Source organism: Nocardia sp. NPDC056000, assembly GCF_042269265.1.
In the GTDB taxonomy this organism is placed as follows: Bacteria; Actinomycetota; Actinomycetes; order Mycobacteriales; family Mycobacteriaceae; genus Nocardia.
In genome coordinates, this window is sequence record NZ_JBHJXS010000008.1 from 356,884 (window position 1) to 379,245 (window position 22,362).

The following is a 22,362-nucleotide window of genomic DNA, read 5'->3' on the forward strand; positions in this document are numbered from 1 at the left end:
TAGATAGCCCAGGGGATCTCAAAAATACGTGAAGTGAGCCCCGAGCATCGGACGCCACCCTGGCTGGTGTGGCGTCCTGTTCGGGTTTTCGGTGGGGAGCGCTGTGGTGTTCCAGAAGCGAGGTTTGGGTTGGACCGGCTAGATTTCGGCGGCAACGGCGAAGCTGGCAGCGAAATCGCGCCGGGATCGGGCGAGGCGTTTCCGCTGTCGCCTGCTCAGCTGGGCATTTGGTACGCCCAGCATCTCGACCCGCAGGTGCCGATCAATATCGCGCAGTACGTCGAACTGCGCGGTGTGATCGACGTTCCGCTGCTGGAGCAGGCCATGGTCGACGGCTCGCTCGAGGTGGGTTCGGGCTTCCTGCGCATCATCGAGCGCAATGGCGAACCGCTGCAGCTGATCGACGAGTCGCTGGACCGCACGATCTATCAGGTCGATGTCCGCGATGCCGAGGATCCGCGCGCGGCCGCCCTGGAGTGGATGCGCGCCGACTACAGCCGGCCGCTGAACATCACCGAGGATCGGCTGATCCGCTCGGCGATGATCCAGGTGGGCGAGGACCACTACTACTGGTACGCCCGCGTGCACCACATCGTGCTCGACGGCTTCAGCGCCATGACCTACCTGGGTCGCGTCGCGGAGATCTACACCGCGCGCTACAACGGCGAGGAACCCGCCGCCTCCAAGGCGACCCCGCTGCGCACCATGGTCGAGCAGGAGTTCGCGTACCGCGAGAGCACCCGCTTCACCGGGGACAAGGCGCACTGGGCCGAGCGAGTGGCCGGTCTGGAAGAGGGGACATCTCTGTCCGGGCGCAGCGCGCCCCCGGCCGCGATGAACAGCGTCGCCTCCGCCTCGCTCACCGATGATCAGAGCGCACTGCTCGATACCGCGGTGGCCGTTCATGATTCGTCGCCGGCGGTGCTGCTGGTCGCCGGTTTCGCGGGTTATCTGGCGCAGTGGACCGGCACCGAGGACGTCATCCTGTCGCTGCCGGTGACCGCACGCACCACCGCGGCCATGCGCCGCTCGGGTGGCGCGGCGTCGAACATCGTGCCGCTGCGCCTGCGGGTCGGGCACGGCACCACCATCGACGAGCTGGTCAAACAGGTCACCGTCGAGATCTCCGGCGCGCTGCGGCATCAGCGCTACCGGCACGAGGACATTCGCCGCGACAGCGCGGGCGAGGGCGTGGTGAACCGGGAGTTCTTCGGACCCTGGGTCAACATCATGCTGTTCCACAACGAGGTGACCCTGGGCCCGGTCACCGGTGAGTACAGCGTGCTGTCCACCGGTTCCATCGAGGATCTGGGCATCAACTTCTACCAGTCGGTGGCGGGCACCCGGAACCACATCGACTTCGAGACCAACCCGAACCTGTACACCGAAGACGAGACGCGTCAGCATCATTCGCGTTTCCTGGAGTTCTTCGACAACTTCCTGGCCGCGAGCGCCGAGCAGCGGGTGTGGGGTCTGCCCATCACCACCACCGCCGAACGCACTCGCACCCTGGTGGAATGGAATTCGGCGGGACATCAGGTCCCGACCACCACGCTGCCCGATCTGCTGGACGCGCAGATCCCGCTGACGCCGGACAATATCGCCCTGGAGTTCGAGGGCGCGACGCTGACCTACGCCGAATTCGGCGAGCGCGTCAACCGCCTGGCGCGGTTCCTGATCGCCGACGGCGTCGGCCCGGAATCGCTTGTCGCCCTTGGCATGCGGCGCTCGCTGGAACTGGTCATCGGTATGCACGCGGTGCTGCGCGCCGGTGGCGCGTACGTGCCGATCGATCCGGATCATCCGGCCGATCGCACCGCCTACATCCTCGAGTCCGCGGCACCGGTCTGCGTACTGACCACCGCGCGCGATGAACTCGCGCTGCCGGATTCGGTGCGGCGCTTGGAGATCGACACCCTCGACGTATCGGGCTACTCGAACAATCCGGTGACGGACGCGGATCGGATCGCCCCGCTGCGCCCGCTCAATACCGCGTACGTCATCTACACCTCGGGTTCCACCGGCCGCCCCAAGGGCGTCGCGGTCACCCATCACGCCATCGTCAACCAGGAACTCTGGATGCTGGACGAGTACGGCTTCACCGCCGACGACGTCTACCTCCAGAAGACCGCCACCACCTTCGACGTCTCGCTGTGGGGTTACTTCCTGCCGCTGATGGTGGGCGCGAAGATGATCATCGCGACCCCGGACGGGCATCGCGATCCGGTGTACGTCGCGGAAACCATTCAGCGCCACGGGGTCACGGTCACCGACTTCGTGCCGTCGATGCTGACCGTGTTCGTCTCGCATGCCAGTGCCGCGCAGTGTGTTTCGCTGAAGACCGTCTTCGTCATCGGTGAGGCGCTGCCGCCGGAGACCGGCGCGAGCTTCCGGTCGCTGAGTTCGGCGGGCCTGCACAACCTGTACGGCCCCACCGAGGCCGCGGTCTCGGTGACGTACTGGGAGAACACCGATGCCGACACCGTCACCGTGCCGATCGGCGTGCCGGAGTGGAATGTCGATGTCTACGTACTGGATTCGCGCCTGCGCCCGGCCGCGATCGGTGCGCACGGTGAGCTCTACCTGGGCGGGCGTCAGCTCGCGCGCGGGTACAAGGGCCGCCCGGATCTGACCTCGGATCGCTTCGTCGCGAATCCGTTGTCGGACACCGGCGAACGCATGTACCGCACCGGTGACCTGGTGCGCTGGAATGCTTCCGGTGCGCTGGAGTACATCGGCCGCACCGACTTCCAGGTCAAGTTCCGCGGTCAGCGCATCGAACTCGGTGAGATCGAGACCGATCTGCTCGCGCATCCGTCGGTCAGCCAGGCCGCCGTGCTGGTGATGGACACCGCGACCGGTCAGCAATTGGTCGCGTACGTGGTGCCGATGCCCGGCCAGAGCATCGAACCGGCCGAGCTGACCCGTTTCGCCGCCGAGAAGCTGCCGACCTACATGGTCCCGGCCTCGATCATGGTGCTGGCGGCGTTCCCGCTCAACACCTCCGGCAAGCTGGACCGCAAGGGCCTGCCCGATCCGGTGTTCAGCGTGGACGCCGCCGGGTACCGCGCCCCGCGCACCGCCGCCGAGGAGATCGTGGCGGGCATCTTCGCCGATGTCCTGGGCCACGAGCGCGTCGGCATCGATGACAATTTCTTCGATCTGGGCGGTAACTCGCTGGTCGCCACCCAGGTGGTGGCCCGCATCTCGGCCGCGTTCAGCACCCGCCTGGGTGTGCGCGCGCTGTTCGAGACGCCCACCGTCGCGGGCATCGCCACCCGCATGGAGAACACCGCCCCGTCCGAGGTTTCGCGACTGCCGCTGGTGGCGCAGCGGCGACCGGAGCGGGTGCCGCTGTCGCTGGCGCAGCAGCGCATGTGGTTCCTGAACCAGTTCGACCCCAATGTGCCCACCTACAACCTGCCGTTCGTGGTGCGGTTGCGCGGCGGCGTCGATCTCGACGCGCTGCAGTCGGCGCTGCACGATGTGGTGGAGCGGCAGGAATCGCTGCGCACCGTCTTCCCGGAATCCGGTGACGGCGGTCTGCAGCAGGTGCTGCCGATGTCCGAGGTGGATCTCGGCATCGAGGTCCAGCCCATCGCCGAGAGCGAATTGTTCTCCGCGCTGGCCGAATTCGCCTCGCGCGGTTTCGATGTCTCACGCGAGCTGCCCATTCGGGTGCGGGTGTTCCAGGTGGGCGAGGCGACGGCCGAATCGGCCGATTACGCCGTGGCTTTCGTGGTGCATCACATCGCGGCGGACGGTTTCTCCTTCGGTCCGCTCTCGCGCGATATGACCGCCGCCTATCTGGCGCGGGTCGGCGGGCAGGAGCCCGCGTGGGCTCCGCTGCCGGTGCAGTACCAGGACTTCTCCCTCTGGCAGCGTGAGGTACTGGGTTCGGAATCCGATCCCGAATCCATGGCCGCACGCCAGATCGCCTACTGGCGTTCGTCTTTGGCGGGTCTGCCCGATCAGCTGGACCTGCCCGCGGATCGCCCGCGCCCGCCGGTGCAGTCGTTCCGGGGTAGCCGGGTCACCTTCGAGATCCCGGCCGAGCTGCACGGCAAACTCGCCGGATTGGCTCGCGCGCAGGGTGTTTCGCTGTTCATGGTGATGCACTCCGCGCTCGCGGTGCTGCTGGCCCGGTTGTCCGGGACCTCCGATATCGCGATCGGCACCCCGGTCGCCGGTCGTGGCGAGCAGGCCCTGGACGACCTGATCGGCATGTTCGTCAACACCCTGGTGTTGCGGTCGGAAGTGCGCGGGGCGGAGAGCTTCTCCGAATTCCTCTCGCGCACCCGGGAAACCGATCTCGCGGCGTTCGCGGCCACCGATGTGCCGTTCGAGCGCCTGGTCGAGGTCATCAACCCGACCCGTTCGCAGGCGCGGCATCCGCTGTTCCAGGTGATGCTGTCCTTCCAGGAGATGTCGCACGGCTCCATGGAGCTGCCCGGGCTCACCGTGTCCGCGGATGAGCTCGAGGTCGATATCGCCAAGTTCGACCTGCAGTGGACCCTGACCGAGCAGCGTGACCTGTCCGGCGCTGCCGCCGGACTGTCGGTGGTGCTGTCCTACGCCACCGATCTGTTCGATGCCGAGACCGTGGCCGAGTTCGGGCACCGCTTCGTGCGCGTACTCGAAACCGCCGTCACCGCACCGGAAACCGTGGTCCGCGATATCGACATCCTCAACGAGGATGAGCGCGCGCAGGTGCTGGGCGATTGGAGCCGCAACGAACACACGCTGCCCGGCGCGCGCACCGTGCTGGATCTGTTCGAGGAACAGGTCCGGGTGCGCCCGCACGGCACCGCCCTGATCTTCGATCCGGGCGAGCGCAGCGGCAGCATGTTCGGCGCGGCCGCCGAACTCAGCTACGCCGATTTCGCCGACCGGGTGAATCGCCTGGCGCGCAAGCTCATTGCCGAGGGCGTTGGTCCGGAGACGCTGGTCGCGGTCGGCATTCGCCGTTCCATCGACATGCTGGTGGCCATCTACGCCACCCTCACCGCCGGTGGCGGTTACGTACCGGTCGATCCCGATCATCCGGCCGAGCGCACCGATTACGTCCTCGGCAGCTCGCGTCCCGTGGTCCTGCTGACCACCACCGATGACGCGGTCGAGAACGCCGAATGCACCGTGCTGCACCTGGATTCGCTGGATCTGAGCGAATTCGACGCCGCGCCGATCACCGACGCCGATCGACTGGCTCCGCTGCGCCCGTCGAACACCGCGTACGTGCTCTACACCTCCGGCTCGACCGGCCGCCCCAAGGGCGTCGCGGTCCCGCACGGCGCGGTACTGAACCAGATCGCCTGGATCACAAGCGAATACGGCATCGACGACACCGATGTGATCCTGCAGAAGACCCCCGTCACCTTCGACGTGTCGGTGTGGGAGCTCTTCGGTTCGCTCGCCGTGGGCGCACAGCAGGTCATCGCGGCCCCGGACGGACACCGCGATCCCATGTACCTGTCCGAGGTCATCGGACGGCACCGGGTCACCATGACCTCGTTCGTGCCGTCCATGCTGAGCGTGTTCGCCAGCAGTGCCTCGGCGGCCGAATGCCTTTCCCTGCGTGCGGTTCTGGTCGCCGGTGAAGCCCTGCCGCCCGCCACGGTCACCGCGTTCCGGCGCTTCTCCACCGCGGCCGTGCACAACCTGTACGGACCCACCGAGTTCACGGTGCACGCGACCTACGCCGCGATCGCCAACCCGACCCCGGCGCAGGTGCCGATCGGGCGTCCGGTGTGGAACGCGCACACCTACATCCTGGACGAGGGCCTGCGCCCGGTCCCGGCCGGTGTCCCGGGTGAGCTGTACCTGGGCGGCACCCAGGTCGCGCGCGGCTACTACGGCCGCCCCGACCTGAGTGCCGAGCGGTTCGTCGCCGACCCGTTCGGCACCCCGGGTTCGCGCCTGTACCGCACCGGTGACCTGGTGCGCTGGAACGCCTCCGGCGCACTCGAGTACATCGGCCGCACCGACTTCCAGGTGAAGTTCCGCGGTCAGCGCATCGAACTCGGCGAGATCGAGACCGCCCTGCTCGGCCACCCGTCGGTCAATCAGGCCGTGGTGCTGGTCATCGACACCGTCGCCGGTGATCAGCTGGTCGCCTACGTGGTGACCCGCGGCCCGGTGGACCTGGACAGCGTGAAGGCGCTGCTGCACCGCACGCTGCCCGCGTACATGGTGCCGTCGGCTTTCGTTGTGCTGGAAGCCTTCCCGCTCAATGCCTCGGGCAAGCTGGATCGCCGGGCGCTGCCCGCTCCGGTGTTCGAGGTGCGCGAATTCCGCGCTCCCACAACGCCTATCGAAGAGATCGTGGCGCAGATCTTCGGCGAGGTGCTCGGTATCGCACGCGTCGGCGTCGACGACGACTTCTTCGAACTCGGCGGCAACTCGCTCATCGCGACCCAGGTGGCGACCCGCCTGGGCACGGCCCTCGATACCCGCGTGCCGGTGCGCATGCTGTTCGAGGCCGCCACCGTGGCCGCGCTCGCGGCCCGGGTGGAATCGCATGCCGGTGACGGTGCGCGCAAGGCCCTGGTGGCCCGCGAGCGGCCCGCCGATATCCCGCTTTCCCTTGCGCAGCAGCGCATGTGGTTCCTGAACCGCTTCGATACCGCCTCGGCGGTCAACAACATCCCGGTCGCCATCCGGCTCTCGGGTGAACTCGATGTGGCGGCCCTTCAGGTCGCGGTCATCGATGTCATCGACCGGCACGAATCGCTGCGCACCGTCTTCCCGGAGACCGCGCACGGACCCGTTCAGCGGGTGCTGGACGCCGCGCAGATCGTGCCCGACCTGACCCCGGTGCCGGTCACCCAGGCCAACCTCATCGACCATCTGGTCGAGTTGGCGTCGATGGCGTTCGACGTCACCGATGAGGTGCCGATGCACGCCGCACTGTTCGAACTCAGCGAATCCGAGTTCGTACTGGGCATGGTGGTGCACCACATCTCCGCCGACGGCTGGTCCATGGGACCGCTCGCGCGCGATGTCATGGTCGCCTACGCCGCCCGCACCTCGTGGGAGGCCCCGGCGTGGGCGGAACTGCCCGTGCAGTACGCCGACTACGCGCTCTGGCAGCGCGAGGTGCTCGGTTCCGAGGATGATCCGAACTCGTTGATCGCCAAGCAGATTCGGTACTGGGCCGACACCCTGGCCGATCTGCCGGACGAGCTGGTGCTGCCCTCTGATCGCCCGCGCCCGGCCACCGCCTCGTATCGCGGCGGCACCTACCCGTTCGCTATTTCCGCCGAGACGCAGCAGCGCCTGGTGGAATTGGGCCGCAGGCACAATGCCTCGCTGTTCATGGTGCTGCACAGTGCGCTCGCGGTCCTGCTGGCCCGCCTGTCGGGCACCAGCGATATCGCCATCGGCACACCGGTGCACGGCCGCGGTGAGGCCGCGCTCGACGATCTGATCGGCATGTTCGTCAACACCCTGGTGCTGCGCAGCGAGGTGGAGTCGGAGAAGACCTTCGCCGATCTCCTGGCGCAGGCGCGCGAGAGCGATCTGCACGCCTTCGCGCACGCCGATGTGCCGTTCGAGCGCCTGGTCGAGGTGCTCAACCCGGCGCGCTCGCAGGCCCGCCACCCGCTGTTCCAGGTCATGCTGACCTTCCAGAACACCCGGCAGGCCAGCCTGGAACTGCCCGGACTCTCGGTCAACGGCATCGACTACGACGCCCAGTTGGCCAAGTTCGATCTGCAATTGACCTTGCAGGAGGCGCAGGACGCGCACGGTGAGAACGCGGGCATGTCCGCCGAGTTCTCCTATGCCCGTGACCTTTTCGACGAGGCCACGGTCGCGGCGTTCGCGCACCGGCTGGATCTGATCCTGGCGGCCGTTGTCGCCGATCCGGCGCAGCCGATCGGCGATATCGATCTGCTGATCGACGGTGAGCGCGACAGGGTGCTCGAGGGCTGGAACAACACGGCCTTCGACCTCACCGAGGTACTGCCCGCACTGCCCGAAGGCGATGCGGCGACGCTGGTTTCGCTCTTCGAAGCACAGGCTGTGACCAGCCCCGATGCGATTGCCGTCGTTTTCGAGGGGACAGGTCTGTCCTACGCCGAGTTCTCGGGCCGCGTACATCGCCTGGCCCGCAAGCTCATTGCCCAGGGCGTAGGCGCGGAATCGCTGGTGGCCCTTGCCATCCGCCGTTCGGTGGATCTCGTGGTCGCCATGTACGCGGTGCTCGAGGCCGGTGGCGCGTACGTGCCGCTGGATCCCGATCAGCCCGCCGAGCGCATCGACTACGTCCTCGACACCGCCCGCCCGGTCGCCATCCTGACCACCGGCCGGGACGACTACGTCACCGGCCGCAATGTGCCGGTGCTGGAGATCGATTCCCTCAACCTCGAGGGCTATTCGGCCGTGCCGATCACCGATGCCGAACGCGGACAGGCGATCAGCCCGTCGCATACCGCGTATGTCATCTTCACCTCGGGTTCGACCGGTCGCCCCAAGGGTGTGGCGGTGGAGCACGGTGCGATCGTGAACCGTTTGCTGTGGATGCAGCACGAGTACCCGATCGACGCGAATGACGCTGTGCTGCAGAAGACTCCGGCGACGTTCGATGTGTCGGTGTGGGAGTTCTTCTGGCCCTTGCAGACCGGTGCGCGTCTGGTTGTCGCCAAGCCCGATGGCCACCGCGATCCGGTGTATCTGGCGCAGATCATCGCCGAACAGGGCATCACCACGGCGCACTTCGTGCCGTCGATGCTCTCGGTCTTCGTCGCCACCCTCGGCAATGAGAACGGTGACTCCACCGTTGCCGCGCCGCGGCTGCGGCAGGTCTTCGCCTCCGGTGAGGCGCTGCCCGCCCCGACCGCGCAGAAGCTGCGCGAGCTGACCGGCGCTCGCCTGCACAACCTCTACGGCCCCACCGAAGCCGCCGTCGACGTCACGTACCACGAGGTCGTGGACGCCGACACCGTCTTCGTGCCGATCGGCCGCCCGGTGTGGAACACCCGCACCTACGTCCTGGACGCCCGCCTGAACCCGGTCGCGCCGGGTGTCGCGGGTGAGCTCTATCTCGCGGGCGATCAGCTCGCTCGCGGGTACCTGGGCCGACCCGATCTGTCCGCGGATCGCTTCGTGGCCAACCCCTTCGGCGTTCTCGGTGCTCGCATGTACCGCACCGGCGACCTGGTGAAGTGGACCGGCGCGGGGGAGATCGAATACCTGGGCCGTACCGACTTCCAGGTGAAGTTGCGCGGTCTGCGCATCGAACTCGGTGAGATCGAGGCCGCCCTGCTGTCGCAGCAGGGTGTCGCGCAGTCCGTCGTGGTGGTCCGCGCCGATGCCCATGCCGGTGATCAGCTCGTCGGTTACGTGGTCCGTGAGCCGGAGGCGGTCATCGATCTGGACGCGGTCAAGGCCGCGCTCGGTCGTTCGCTGCCGGGCTATATGGTCCCGGCCGCGATCATCGTGCTGGACGCCTTCCCGGTGAACGCCTCCGGCAAGCTGGATCGCAAGGCGCTGCCCGCACCGGTCTTCGAGGCCAGGCGTTTCCGCGCCCCGGCCACCCCGATCGAGGAGATCACCGCCTCGATCTTCGCCGAACTGCTCGGCATCGACCGGGTCGGCGTCGACGACGACTTCTTCGAACTCGGCGGCAACTCGCTGGTCGCCACCCAGGTGGTCGCCCGGCTGTCCGCCGCGCTCAATGCCGAGATCGGCGTGCGCGTGCTGTTCGAGGCCCCGACCGTGGCCGCGCTGGCCGCCCGCGTGGAATCGCACGCCGGAACCGGTGTGCGCCAGGCACTTACGGTGCGCACCCGGCCCGAGCATCCGCCGCTGTCGCTCGCACAGCAGCGCATGTGGTTCCTGAACCGGTTCGACACCGATTCGGCCGCCAATAACATCCCGGCGGCCGTAAGGCTCACCGGCGCACTGGATCTCGCCGCCATGCGCGGTGCCATCGCCGATGTGGTGGCGCGGCACGAATCGCTGCGCACCATCTACCCGTCCTACGAGGGCGTCGCCTATCAGAAGGTGCTGCCCACCGCCCGCGCGATTCCGCAGCTCGACGTGCTGGACGTGGCCGAGGGCGAATTGTTCGCCGCCGTCTACGATTTCGCCGGTCGCGGGTTCGACGTCACCGCCGAACCGCCGGTGCGCCTGCGCGCGTTCCGCCTGGCCGAAGACGATCACGTACTTGTGCTCGTCGCGCATCACATCGCGGCGGACGGTTTCTCGATGAACCCGCTCGTTCGCGATCTCATGACCGGGTACGTCGCGCGCAACAACGGCGAGGCCCCGGGCTGGCCGGAACTGCCGGTGCAGTACGCGGATTACGCGCTGTGGCAGCGCGAAACCCTCGGCTCCGAGGATGATCAGCGCTCGCTCATCACCGAACAGCTGGACTACTGGCGGCGCACGCTGGCCGGACTGCCGGACGAGCTGCGCCTGTCCGCCAAGCCGCGCCCGGCCGTGGCCACCTACGAGGCGGGCACGCACCGCTTCCGGGTGTCCGGTGAGCTGATCACCGGATTGCAGCGGGTCGCGCAATCGCACGGCACCACGCTGTTCATGGTGGTGCACAGTGCTTTCGCCGCGCTGCTGGCCCGCCTGAGCGGCACCGATGACATCGCGGTCGGCATTCCGGTCGCCGGTCGCGGTGAGCAGGCGCTCGACGATCTCGTCGGCATGTTCGTCAACACCCTGGTGCTGCGTTCGCCGGTCGATACCGAGGAGAGTTTCGCCGAACTGCTGAAGAAGGTGCGCGAGCGCGATCTCGCCGCCTTCGCGCACGCCGATGTGCCGTTCGAACGCCTGGTGGACGTGCTGAACCCGGCGCGTTCGCAGGCCCGGCATCCGCTGTTCCAGGTCATGCTGTCGTTCCAGAATCTGGGCCGCACCGCACTGGAACTGCCCGGGCTGAGCGTGTCCGAGCTGGGCATCGACCAGCAGTCGGCCAAATTCGATCTGCAACTGACGCTGTCCGAGGTGCCGGCCGCCGGTGCCGACTCGGAGAATCCGGCCGGCATGGACGCCGAACTCGTCTATGCCACCGACCTTTTCGACGGTCCGTTCGCCGAGGTCTTCGCGCAGCGGTTCGAGCGCATGCTCACCGCCCTGGTCGCCGATCCCACGATGCGGGTCGGCGATGTGGAGCTGCTCGGCGATCGTGAGCGCCAGCGCGTGCTGCGCGGCTGGAACGACACCGCGTTCGAGCTGGACGCGGCGCTGCCCGAGATCGCGGAAGGCGCTGCGGCGACCCTGGTTTCGCTGTTCGAAGCACAGGTCGCACTGACTCCGGACGCGACCGCGGTCACCTTCGAGGGGACGAGTCTGTCCTACGCGCAGTTCGCCGGACGCGTCCGGCAGCTCGCGCGCTGGCTCATCGCCGAGGGCGTCGGCCCGGAATCCTTTGTGGCGCTGGGTATGCGGCGCTCCATCGATCTGGTGGCGGGTATGTACGCCGTCACCGTCGCCGGTGGCGCTTACGTGCCGCTGGATCCGGATCATCCGGCCGAGCGCACGCAGTACATCCTGGAGACCGCGCGGCCGGTGTGCGCGCTGACCTCCGGGGATGATTTGGACGGCGTCGCGGATCTGGAAGGGTCTGCCGCACGCCGGGTTCGGATCGATCAGCTGGATCTGTCCGGTTTCGCGGACACCCCGCTCACCGATGCCGACCGCATCGCCCCGCTGCGGCCGCGGAACACCGCGTACGTGATCTTCACGTCCGGTTCCACCGGTCGCCCGAAGGGTGTGGCGGTCAGCCATGCCGCGATCGTGAACCGCCTGGTCTGGATGCACGCCCAGTACGGCCTCGCCGCCGACGACGTGGTGTTGCAGAAGACCCCCGCCACGTTCGACGTGTCGGTGTGGGAGTTCTTCTGGCCCTTGCAGGTCGGCGCGCGCCTGGTCGTCGCCAAGCCGGACGGTCATCGCGATCCCGCCTACCTGGTGCGGCTCATCACCGCCGAGCACGTCACCACGGTGCACTTCGTACCGTCCATGCTGGCGGTCTTCGTGGCCGCCGAGGGTGCGGCCGACTGCACCAGCCTGCGCAATGTCTTCGCCTCCGGTGAGGGCCTGCCCGCGCCGACCGCGCAGCGGCTGCGCGCGCTGACCGGTGCGCGCCTGCACAACCTGTACGGCCCCACCGAGGCCGCGGTCGACGTGACCTTCCACGAGGTCACCGATGCCGACACCGCCACGGTGCCGATCGGCGCGCCCGTCTTCAATACCCAGGTGTACGTGCTGGATTCGCGGCTGCGGCCGGTTCCGGTGGGTGTGGCGGGTGAGCTCTATCTGGCGGGCGATCAGCTCGCCACCGCGTACGTGGCGCGTCCCGATCTGACCTCGGATCGGTTCGTGGCCAACCCGTTCGGGGCCGGTGCTCGCATGTACCGCACCGGTGACCTCGTGGTCTGGACCGGTACGGGTGAGCTGGAATACCTGGGCCGCACCGACTTCCAGGTCAAGCTGCGCGGTCTGCGCATCGAACTCGGTGAGATCGAATCGGCGCTCACCGCGCTGAACTCGGTCGCGCAGTCGGTCGTGGTGGTGCGCAATGACGAGCGCACCGGCGATCAGTTGGTGGCGTACCTGGTCACGGCGGACGGTCATATCGACCTCGACGCCGTGAAAGACGCACTGTCCCAGCAGCTTCCGGCCTATATGGTCCCGGCCGCCTTCATGGTGCTGGACGCCTTCCCGCTCAATGCCTCCGGCAAGCTGGATCGCAAGGCGCTGCCCGCCCCGGCCTTCGCGGCCAAGGTGTACCGCGCCCCGGAGACCCCGGTGCAGCAGACCGTCGCCGGTGTCTTCGCCGATGTGCTCGGCGGCGATACGGTCGGCCTGGACGACGATTTCTTCGAACTCGGCGGCAATTCGCTGATCGCCACCCAGGTGGTGGCGCGCCTGTCCACCGCGCTCGACGCCGATGTGCCGTTGCGCACGCTGTTCGAGGCCACCACCGTGGCCGCCCTCGCGGCGCAATTGGAATCGCGCGTCGGCACCGGCAGCCGCGCACCGCTGGTCGCGCAGGAGCGCCCCGCCCCGGTGCCGCTGCCGACCGGTGAGACCGCCGCGCTCGCACCGCTGTCCCCGGCGCAGCAGCGCATGTGGTTCCTGAACCGCTTCGACAACCGCACCGCCGTCAACAACATCCCGGTGGCGCTGCGCCTGACCGGTGAGGTCGATCTCGCGGCCTTCAATGCCGCCGTCGGCGATGTGCTGGCGCGGCACGAGGCGCTGCGCACCGTCTACCCCGAGGTCGCCGGTGACGGCTTCCAGCGCGTGCTGGAACTGTCCGAGATCGATTTCGAGGTGCGCACCGAGACGGTCAACGTGGCCGAATTGCCTTCGCGCATCACCGAACTCGCGAGTGTCTACTTCGACGTCACCCGTGAGCTGCCGTTCCGCGCCACCGTGCTCACGGTGACCCCGGAGGGCAAGCACGCCCGCGCCACCCATGTGCTGGTACTGGTGCTGCACCACATCAGCGCGGATGGTTTCTCGCTGCGTCCGCTGCTGCGCGACGTGGTGGGCGCGTACCTGGCCCGCAGTGGCGGTTCGGCTCCCGAGTGGACGCCGCTGCCCGTGCAGTACGCGGATTACGCGCTGTGGCAGCGCGAGGTGCTCGGCGATGAGCGCGATCCGGAATCGGTTGCCGCACAGCAGGTGCACTACTGGAGCGAACAGCTGCGCGATCTGCCCGAGCAGATCGAGTTGCCCGCCGACCGGCCGCGTCCCGAGGTCGCCACCAATGCCGGTGGCACCTACGACTTCTCGATCGACGCCGAGCTGCGCCGCGCGCTCACCGGGCTCGCCCGCGAGCACGATGTCACGCTGTTCATGGTGCTGCACGCCGCGCTGGCCACCTGGTCCGCGCGCCTGTCCCGCTCCATCGATATCGCCGTCGGCACCCCGATCGCCGGTCGCGGCGATCGCGCGCTGGACGATCTGATCGGCATGTTCGTCAACACCCTGGTGCTGCGCACCCCGGTGCTGCCGGACGCCTCCTTCCGCGAACTGCTCGCGCAGGTGCGCCGCACCGATCTGGCCGCCTTCGCGCACGCCGATGTGCCGTTCGAACGCCTGGTGGATGTGCTCAGCCCGGTGCGCTCACAGGCGCATCACCCGCTGTTCCAGGTGGCGCTGACCTTCGAGGCCGCCGGTGCCAAGGACGCGGGTGCGGTCTCGCTGCCCGGCCTGGAGCTGGAAGCCGTCGAATTCGATCCCGGCACGGCCAAATTCGATATTCAGCTGACCGTCGGCGAACGCGCCGACGATTCGCTGAGCCTGTCCTGGAACTACGCCACCGATCTGTTCGATCCCGAGACCGTGGCTTCGTTCGCCGAGCGCCTGGTCCGTATCCTGCGAGCGGTCACCGAGGATCCCTCGGTGCTGCTGGGCGATATCGATCTGCTCGGCGGCGTCGAACGCCACGAGGTGTCCGAGCGCTGGGTCTCCGCCGGTGACGACATCGTGGAACTGGCCGCGGTCGCCCGTGCCGCCGTGCGCGCCAACGAGATCGCCGTCGAGACGAACGGTGCCGCGCACACCGCGGGCACGAACGGCGTCGCGATCGCGCACACCGGCAACGCCGATATCTCGGCCGAAGAGCTGGCCGAGGTCCTCACGCCGGGTGGCGTGCTCGGTGCCGTCGGCGAACTGTTCACCGATCCGGTGGCGGCGCTGTCCAGCCCGTTCGTGGACGCGGACGCCACGCTGTCGAGCCTGTTCGATCGGGCCGTCGCGGCGCATCCGGAGCGGATCGCGGTGCGGTTCGGCGAGGACGAGCTGACCTATCACGATCTGGATCGGCGCTCGAATGTGGTGGCGCGCAGGCTGATCGAGGACGGCGCGGGTCCGGAATCGCTGGTCGCGGTGCTGCTGCCGCGTTCGCTGGATCTGGTTGTCGCGCTGCTCGCGGTCATCAAGACCGGTGCGGGTTATGTGCCGGTCGATCCGACCTACCCGGCCGATCGCATCGCATACGTGCTGTCCGATGCGAAGCCGACCAGCGTGGTCGTGGATTCGACCGTGACGGTGGAACTGCCCGCCGGACTGCCGACCGTATCGCTGGACGGGTACACCGTCGAAGCGGGCGATGTGGTGGACGCCGACGATTCGCCGATCACCGATGCCGATCGCACCGCCGCGCTGCGGCCCGATCACGTCGCGTACGTCATCTACACCTCCGGTTCCACCGGCCGCCCCAAGGGCGTGGCCGTGGCGCACCGGAATGTGGTGCGGCTCATGGCCAATACCGATCGCGAGTTCGGATTCACCGCCGATGACGTGTGGACGCTGTTCCACTCCTACGCGTTCGACTTCTCGGTGTGGGAACTCTGGGGACCGCTGCTCTACGGCGGCAAGCTCGTGGTGGTCGATTACTACGTCTCGCGCTCGCCGGAGCAGTTCCTGGAATTGCTGCGCCGCGAACGGGTTACGGTGCTCAACCAGACCCCGTCGGCGTTCTATCAGCTGGCCGAGGCCGAGCGGATCGCCGCCGCGGCGGGTGACGAACAGTCGCTCGCGCTGCGCTACGTGGTCTTCGGCGGTGAGGCCCTGGAGCTGCGCCGCCTGAGCGATTGGGTTGCGCGCCACGGTGATTCGTCGCCGTACCTGGTGAACATGTACGGCATCACCGAGACCACGGTGCACGTTTCGCATCGGGTCCTCGATGCCGACACCATCGCCGCCGCCACCGGCAGCGTGGTGGGTCGCGCCATCGCCGGTCTGCGCGTGTACGTGCTCGATGAGCGCCTGCACCCGGTCCCGGTGGGCGTCGCGGGCGAAATGTATGTCGCCGGTGCGCAATTGGCGCGCGGCTACCTCGGTCGCCCCGACCTGACCTCGGCTCGTTTCGTGGCCAGCCCGTTCGGCGCGCACGGCTCTCGCCTGTACCGCTCGGGTGACGTGGCGCGCTGGAACCGCTTCGGTGAGCTCGAATACCTCGGCCGCGCGGATGATCAGGTCAAGGTGCGCGGTTTCCGCATCGAGCTCGGTGAGATCGAAGCGGCCGTGCTGGCCCAGCCGGGCGTCGCCCAGGCCGCGGTCATCGTGCGCGAGGACGCCCCGGGCGATCAGCGCATCGTCGCCTACGTGGTGCCCGAGGTCGGTGTCGAGCCGACCGATATCCGCCTGCTCGAGATCCGCGACGGCGCGGGCGAACGCCTGCCGTCGTACATGGTCCCGGCCGCCATGGTGGCCATGGACCGAATCCCGTTGACCGTCAACGGCAAACTCGACCGCCGTGCGCTGCCCGCCCCCGCGGTGCAAGCGCGCGCCTTCCGCGCGTCCGAGACCCCGATCCAGGAGACGGTCGCCGCCGTCTTCGCCGAGGTGCTCGACCTGCCCCGGGTCGGCTTGGATGACGACTTCTTCGATCTGGGCGGCAATTCGCTCATCGCCACCCGGGTGGTCTCGCGCATCGGCGCGGCCCTGGACACCACGGTCGCGGTGCGCACGCTGTTCGAGGCGAGCACGGTGGAGGCCCTCGCGGCCCGCATCGAATCCCATGCTGACGGCGCGTCGCGCGCCAAGCTGGTGGCCCGCCCGCGCGTGCCGGGTGAGCTCGCGCCGCTGTCGTTCGCGCAGCAGCGCATGTGGTTCCTGAACCAGTACGACACCTCCTCGGCGGCCTACAACCTGCCGCTGGCGATTCGCCTCACCGGTGAACTCGACACCGCCGCACTGGAACTCGCGGTCGCCGATGTCGTGCGCAGGCATGAGTCGCTGCGCACCCGCTATCCCGAGCACGGCGGCACGCCGATGCAGGTGGTCGTCCCGGCCGAGCAGATCGCCCTCGATCTGCGCCCGGTCACGGTCGCCGCGGGTGAGCTCACCGAGACGGTGACCGCCTTCGCCACCCTCGGATTCAATGTGGCGGACCAGGTTCCGCTGCGCGCCCGGCTGTTCCGGGTCGGCACCGAGGACGCGTCCGAACATGTGCTCGTGGTCGTGGTGCACCACATCGCGGGCGACGGTTTCTCGATGGCCCCGCTGACGCGCGATGTCATGGTGGCCTACTCGGCGCGCACCCAGGGTGCGGTGCCGGGCTGGGCTCCGCTCGCGGTGCAGTACGCGGACTTCGCCGTCTGGCAGCGCGAAGTCCTTGGTAGCGAAGAGGATTCGTCCTCGCTGATGGCCCGCCAGGTGGGCTACTGGCAGCGGACCCTCGACGGTGTGCCCGATGAGCTGGCGCTGCCGATCGATCGCCCGCGCCCGGCCGTGGCCACCCATCGCGGCGCGACTTTGCAGCGCAGCCTGAGCCCCGAACTCATCGGCGCGCTGGAAGACATTGCGCGCAAGCGTGGTTCGTCGCTGTTCATGGTTATGCACAGCGCGCTCGCGGTGCTGCTGGCCCGGCTGTCGGGTGGCGATGACATCGCCGTCGGCACCCCGGTCGCCGGTCGCGGTGAGGCCGCGCTGGACGATCTGGTCGGCATGTTCGTCAACACCCTGGTGCTGCGCACCGGAATCGATCCGGCGGAATCGTTCTCGGATCTGCTCGATCGTGCCCGGCATACCGACCTCGACGCCTTCGGCAATGCCGATGTGCCGTTCGAGCGCCTGGTGGAACTGCTCGCACCGGAGCGGTCGCAGGCCCGGAACCCGCTGTTCCAGGTCATGCTGGCATTCCAGAACCTGGATCGCGCCACCCTGGAACTGCCGGGGCTGACCGTCGCGGCGCTGGATCTCGACGAGAACATCTCGCGGTTCGATCTGCAATTCACGCTGTCCGAGCAGGACGCCGGTATGGCGCTGGCGCTGACCTATGCCACGGATCTGTTCGACGCGGATACCGCCGCCGGGTTCGCGCAGCGCTGGCTGCGGGTGCTCGAGGCCGTCGCCGCCGATCCGGAGGTCACGGTCGGGGCGATCGATATCCTCGATCAGTCCGAGCGCGCCGATCTGGTGGCGCGTTTCGGTGCTCCGGCCATCGCGGGCCGCACCCTGCCCGAGCTGCTGGCTGAGGCCGTGGCGCGGGATCCGCAGGCTGTGGCCGTCCGCTTCCAGGGGCGAGGTCTGTCCTACGCCGAACTCGACGAGCGCTCGAATCGCCTGGCGCGCCTGCTCATCAAGCGCGGTATCGGTACCGAGAACCTGGTCGCCATCGCGGTGCCGCGTTCGGATGACTCCTACTTCGCCGAATGGGCGGTCACCAAGTCCGGTGCGGCGTTCGTCCCGGTCGACCCGAACTATCCGGCCGACCGCATCGCGCATATGGTCACCGATTCGGGTTCCCCGGTCGGTCTGACCGTCGCCGCGGTGCGCGCCGATCTGCCGGAGTCGGTGGAGTGGCTGGTCCTGGACGAACTGGACCTGAACGCCCTCTCCGCCAACGCCATTGCCGATGCCGAGCGGGTGCGCCCACTGCGCCCGGAGCATCCGGCGTACGTCATCTACACCTCCGGCTCCACCGGCGTCCCCAAGGGCGTCGTGGTCTCGCATGCCGGTCTGGCCAACTTCAGCGTGGAGCAGGTCGAGCGCTACGGCCTCGATTCCGCTTCGCGCGCACTGCATTTCGCCTCGCCGTCATTCGACGCCTCCATGCTGGAGTTCCTGCTGGCCATCGGCGCGGGCGGTGCGCTCGTGGTGGTGCCGCCGGGCGTCTACGGCGGTGACGAGCTGTCGGAGCTGATTCGCTCCGAGGGCGTCACGCACGCGTTCATCACCCCGGCCGCGCTGGCCACCTTCGATCCGGCCGGACTGGATACGCTGCGCGTACTGTCCGCCGGCGGTGAGGCGGTCCCGGCCGATCTGGTCGCCAAGTGGGCTATTCCGTTGGCGGACGGCACGATTCGCGCCTTCCACAATGGTTACGGACCGACCGAGACCACCATCATGACCAATATCAGCGATCCGCTGGTCGCGGGCGATCTGGTCACCATCGGCGGCCCGACCCGGGGTATGCAGTCGCTGATCCTGGACAACCGGCTGCGTCCCGTGCCGGTCGGTGTCGCGGGTGAGCTCTATCTGTCCGGCATTCAGCTGGCGCGCGGCTACCACGCGCGTCCGGGCTTGAGCGCGGACCGCTTCGTCGCCAACCCGTACGTGGACGGCGAGCGCATGTACCGCACCGGTGACGTGGTCCGCTGGACCCGCACGGGTGAGGTCGAATACGTCGGGCGTTCGGACTTCCAGGTCAAGGTGCGCGGTTTCCGCATCGAGCTCGGTGAGATCGACGCCGCGCTGGCCTCGCACGAGAGCGTGGACTTCGCGGTCACCATCGGCCACAAGAACGCCGCCGGTGCGACCTCGCTGGTGTCGTATGTGGTTGCCGCGCCGGGTCATTCGGTCGATATCGCCGCGGTCACCGCGCATGTCGAACAGCGCCTGCCCGCGTACATGGTGCCGTCCTCGGTCATGATCATCGATCGGGTGCCGCTGACCCCGGTCGGCAAGCTGGACCGCAAGGCGCTGCCCGAACCGGTGTTCGCCACCGAGGTGGTGTTCCGCGCCGCGCGAAATACCCTCGAGCACACCATTTCCGAGGTGTTCGCCGAGGTGCTGGGCCTGGAGCGGGTCGGCATCGACGATTCGTTCTTCGCCCTCGGCGGCGATTCCATCGTCTCCATTCAGCTGGTGTCGCGGGCCAAGGCGCGCGGTGTGATCTTCAGTCCGCGCGACGTTTTCGAACAGCGCACGGTCTCGGGTCTGGCCGCCATCGCGGAAACCGCTGACGGTCAGGGCGATTCGGCTCCGCAGCTGCTGGAGCTGCCCGGCGGCGGCGTCGGTGTCATGCCGCTCACCCCGGTGGTGCGGTTCATGGTGGAGCGGCCGGGCGAGTTCGGGCGCTTCAACCAGACCATGGCGCTGGAACTCCCGATCGGCATCGACCGGGCGGGTATCGCCGCCACGGTCGGCGCGGTCATCGACCGGCACGACATGCTGCGGGCGCGCCTGCGGCGGGTGCCGGGTGCGGACTGGATCGTGGAGACCGCCGCGGCGGGCGCGATCGATGTGGATTCGCTCATCGACCGCACCGAATTCGATCCGAGCGTCGGCGCGGAGGAGTTCCTCGACATCGCCTCGGCCGCACTGGATGCCACGCTGGACAAGCTGGATCCGACCGCCGGTGTCGTCGTGCGCTTCGTCTGGTTGGCACCGGCCACGGCGGGCCGTGAATCCGGTACCGATCAGTCGCGTGCCGGTCGCCTCATCGTGGCCGCGCACCACCTGGTGGTGGACGGCGTCACCTGGCGCATCCTGGTGCCGGACTTCGTCGCCGCCTGGGGACAGATCTCCGCCGGGCAGACCCCGGAACTGGTCGCCCCGGCGACCAGCATGCGCACCTGGGCGCACGCCCTCGAGCGGGAGGCCGCCACCGAGGAGCGGCTCGCCGAACTCGACTTCTGGCGCGGCGTCGTCGACGGACCGGATCCGCTGCTCACCGAGCGCGCCATGGATCCGGCGGTGGATGTCACCGCCGTCGTCGAGAAGCACAAGGTCGAGGTTTCCGCCGAGACCACCAAATCGCTGCTCACCACCGTGCCCGCGCTGTTCCACGGCGGTGTCAATGACGGTCTGCTGACCGCGCTGGCATTGACCGTGGCGAAGTGGCGCTCGGACAAGGGGATTGCGGCGGGGGAGAAGGCCGGGGGCCAGAACACAGCCCTCGTTCGGCTCGAAGGCCACGGCCGCGAAGAAGAGGTCGTGCCCGGCGCGGATCTGTCCCGCACGGTCGGCTGGTTCACCGCCATCTTCCCGGTGCGCTTCGATCTCTCCGGGATCGATGTGGACGCCGCCCTCACCGGCGGCGACGCCATGGGCCGCGCCATCAAGGCGGTCAAGGAGCAGCTGCTCGCGGTGCCGGACAAGGGCATCGGCTACGGCCTGCTGCGCTACCTGAACCAGGCCACCGCCGATCAGCTGCCCAAACAGCTGCCCGGTCAGGTCAGCTTCAACTACCTGGGCCGCGTCAACGAGGGCGATGTGCCCGAGGCGCTGCGCGGCTTCGGCTGGATTCCGGCTCCCGAGCTCGGCAATCTGGGCGGCGCGTACGACGCCGATATGCCCGCCATGGCCCCGATCGATATCAACGCGATCGTGGTCGGGGACAAGCTGACCGCGAATATCGGCTATCCGAGCACCCTGCTCGACGCGGCCGCCGTCGCCGAATTCGGCGCACTGTGGGTCGCCGCGCTGGATGCCGTCGCGCACCACGCGGAATCGGCGCGGGCCGGTGGGCACACCCCGTCCGACTTCGGTCTGGTGAATATCACCCAGCGCGATATCGACGGCTGGGAACAGCGTTTCGGCGCGATCGACCAGGTGTGGCCGCTGTCCGCGCTGCAGGCCGGTCTGCTCTTCCACGCCCAGCTCGCCGCCACCTCGGTGGATGTGTACACCGCGCAGGCGGTGCTCACCCTCACCGGTCGCGTCGACGGCGACCGCCTGCGCGCGGCCGCCCAGGCGCTGCTGGATCGGCACGAAATCCTGCGCACCGCATACGTTTCCGACGCCAATGGCGTTCCGGTGCAGGTGGTGCTGGACGGCGTGCACGTGGCCTGGTCCGCGCACGATTTCAGCGATATCGCCGATGCGGACGCTCGCCGCGCCGCTGCGGAACAGGTCATCGACGCCGATCGCATGACCCGGTTCGACCTCACCGCGCCGCCGCTGATTCGCTACACGCTGGTGCGGACCGCCGCCGATGAGTGGCAGTTGGCCGTGGCCAACCATCACATCCTGCTCGACGGCTGGTCCATGCCGCTGCTCATGCAGGATCTGCTGGTGCTGTACGCCACGCATTCGGACGTGAGCGTGCTGCCGCCGGTGCGGTCCTACCGGTACTTCCTGGAATGGGTTGCGCAGCAGGACCGTTCGGCTTCGCTCGACGCCTGGAAGCAGGCGCTGCGCGGGGTGTCCGAGCCGACGCTGCTGACCCGCCCGGACGCGGGCCGCGAGATCACCGCGCTGTCCGGTGAGTACTTCTTCGATCTGGACGAGGCCGCGACCACGCGCCTGACCGCGCTGGCCGCCGATATCGGCGTCACGCCGAATACGGTGCTCCAGGTGGCGTGGGGCATTCTGCTCGGCCGCCTCACCGGCCGCGAGGACGTGCTGTTCGGCACCACCGTGTCGGGCCGCCCGGCGCAGCTGTCCGGTGTGGAATCCATGGTGGGCCTGTTCATCAACACCGTGCCGGTGCGGGTCGCGTTCGATCCGGCCGAATCGGCGCGGGCGCTGCTCAACCGCACCCAGGGCGAGCAGGCCGATCTGCTCGATCACCACTACATCGGCCTGGCCGATATCCAGTCCGCGGCGCGGATCGGCGGGCTGTTCGACACCCTGGTGGTGTTCGAGTCCTATCCCGTTGACGCCGAAGGCATTCGGGCGCAGGCCGCGGATATCGACGGTATGGCCGTCACCGGCCTGGAC

The 22,362-nt window shown here is 68.4% G+C and carries 1 protein-coding gene (only partly in view); it reads left to right on the plus strand.

Annotated elements, in window-relative coordinates:
* Positions 1-129: 129 nt before the first annotated feature.
* Positions 130-22,362, plus strand: the 5' portion of a protein-coding gene (locus tag ACFC4D_RS24860) for a non-ribosomal peptide synthase/polyketide synthase (RefSeq protein ID WP_376066874.1). It continues 22,233 nt past the right edge of the window; only the first 22,233 of its 44,466 coding nucleotides appear in the window; the start codon lies at positions 130-132; its stop codon lies beyond the right edge, outside the window.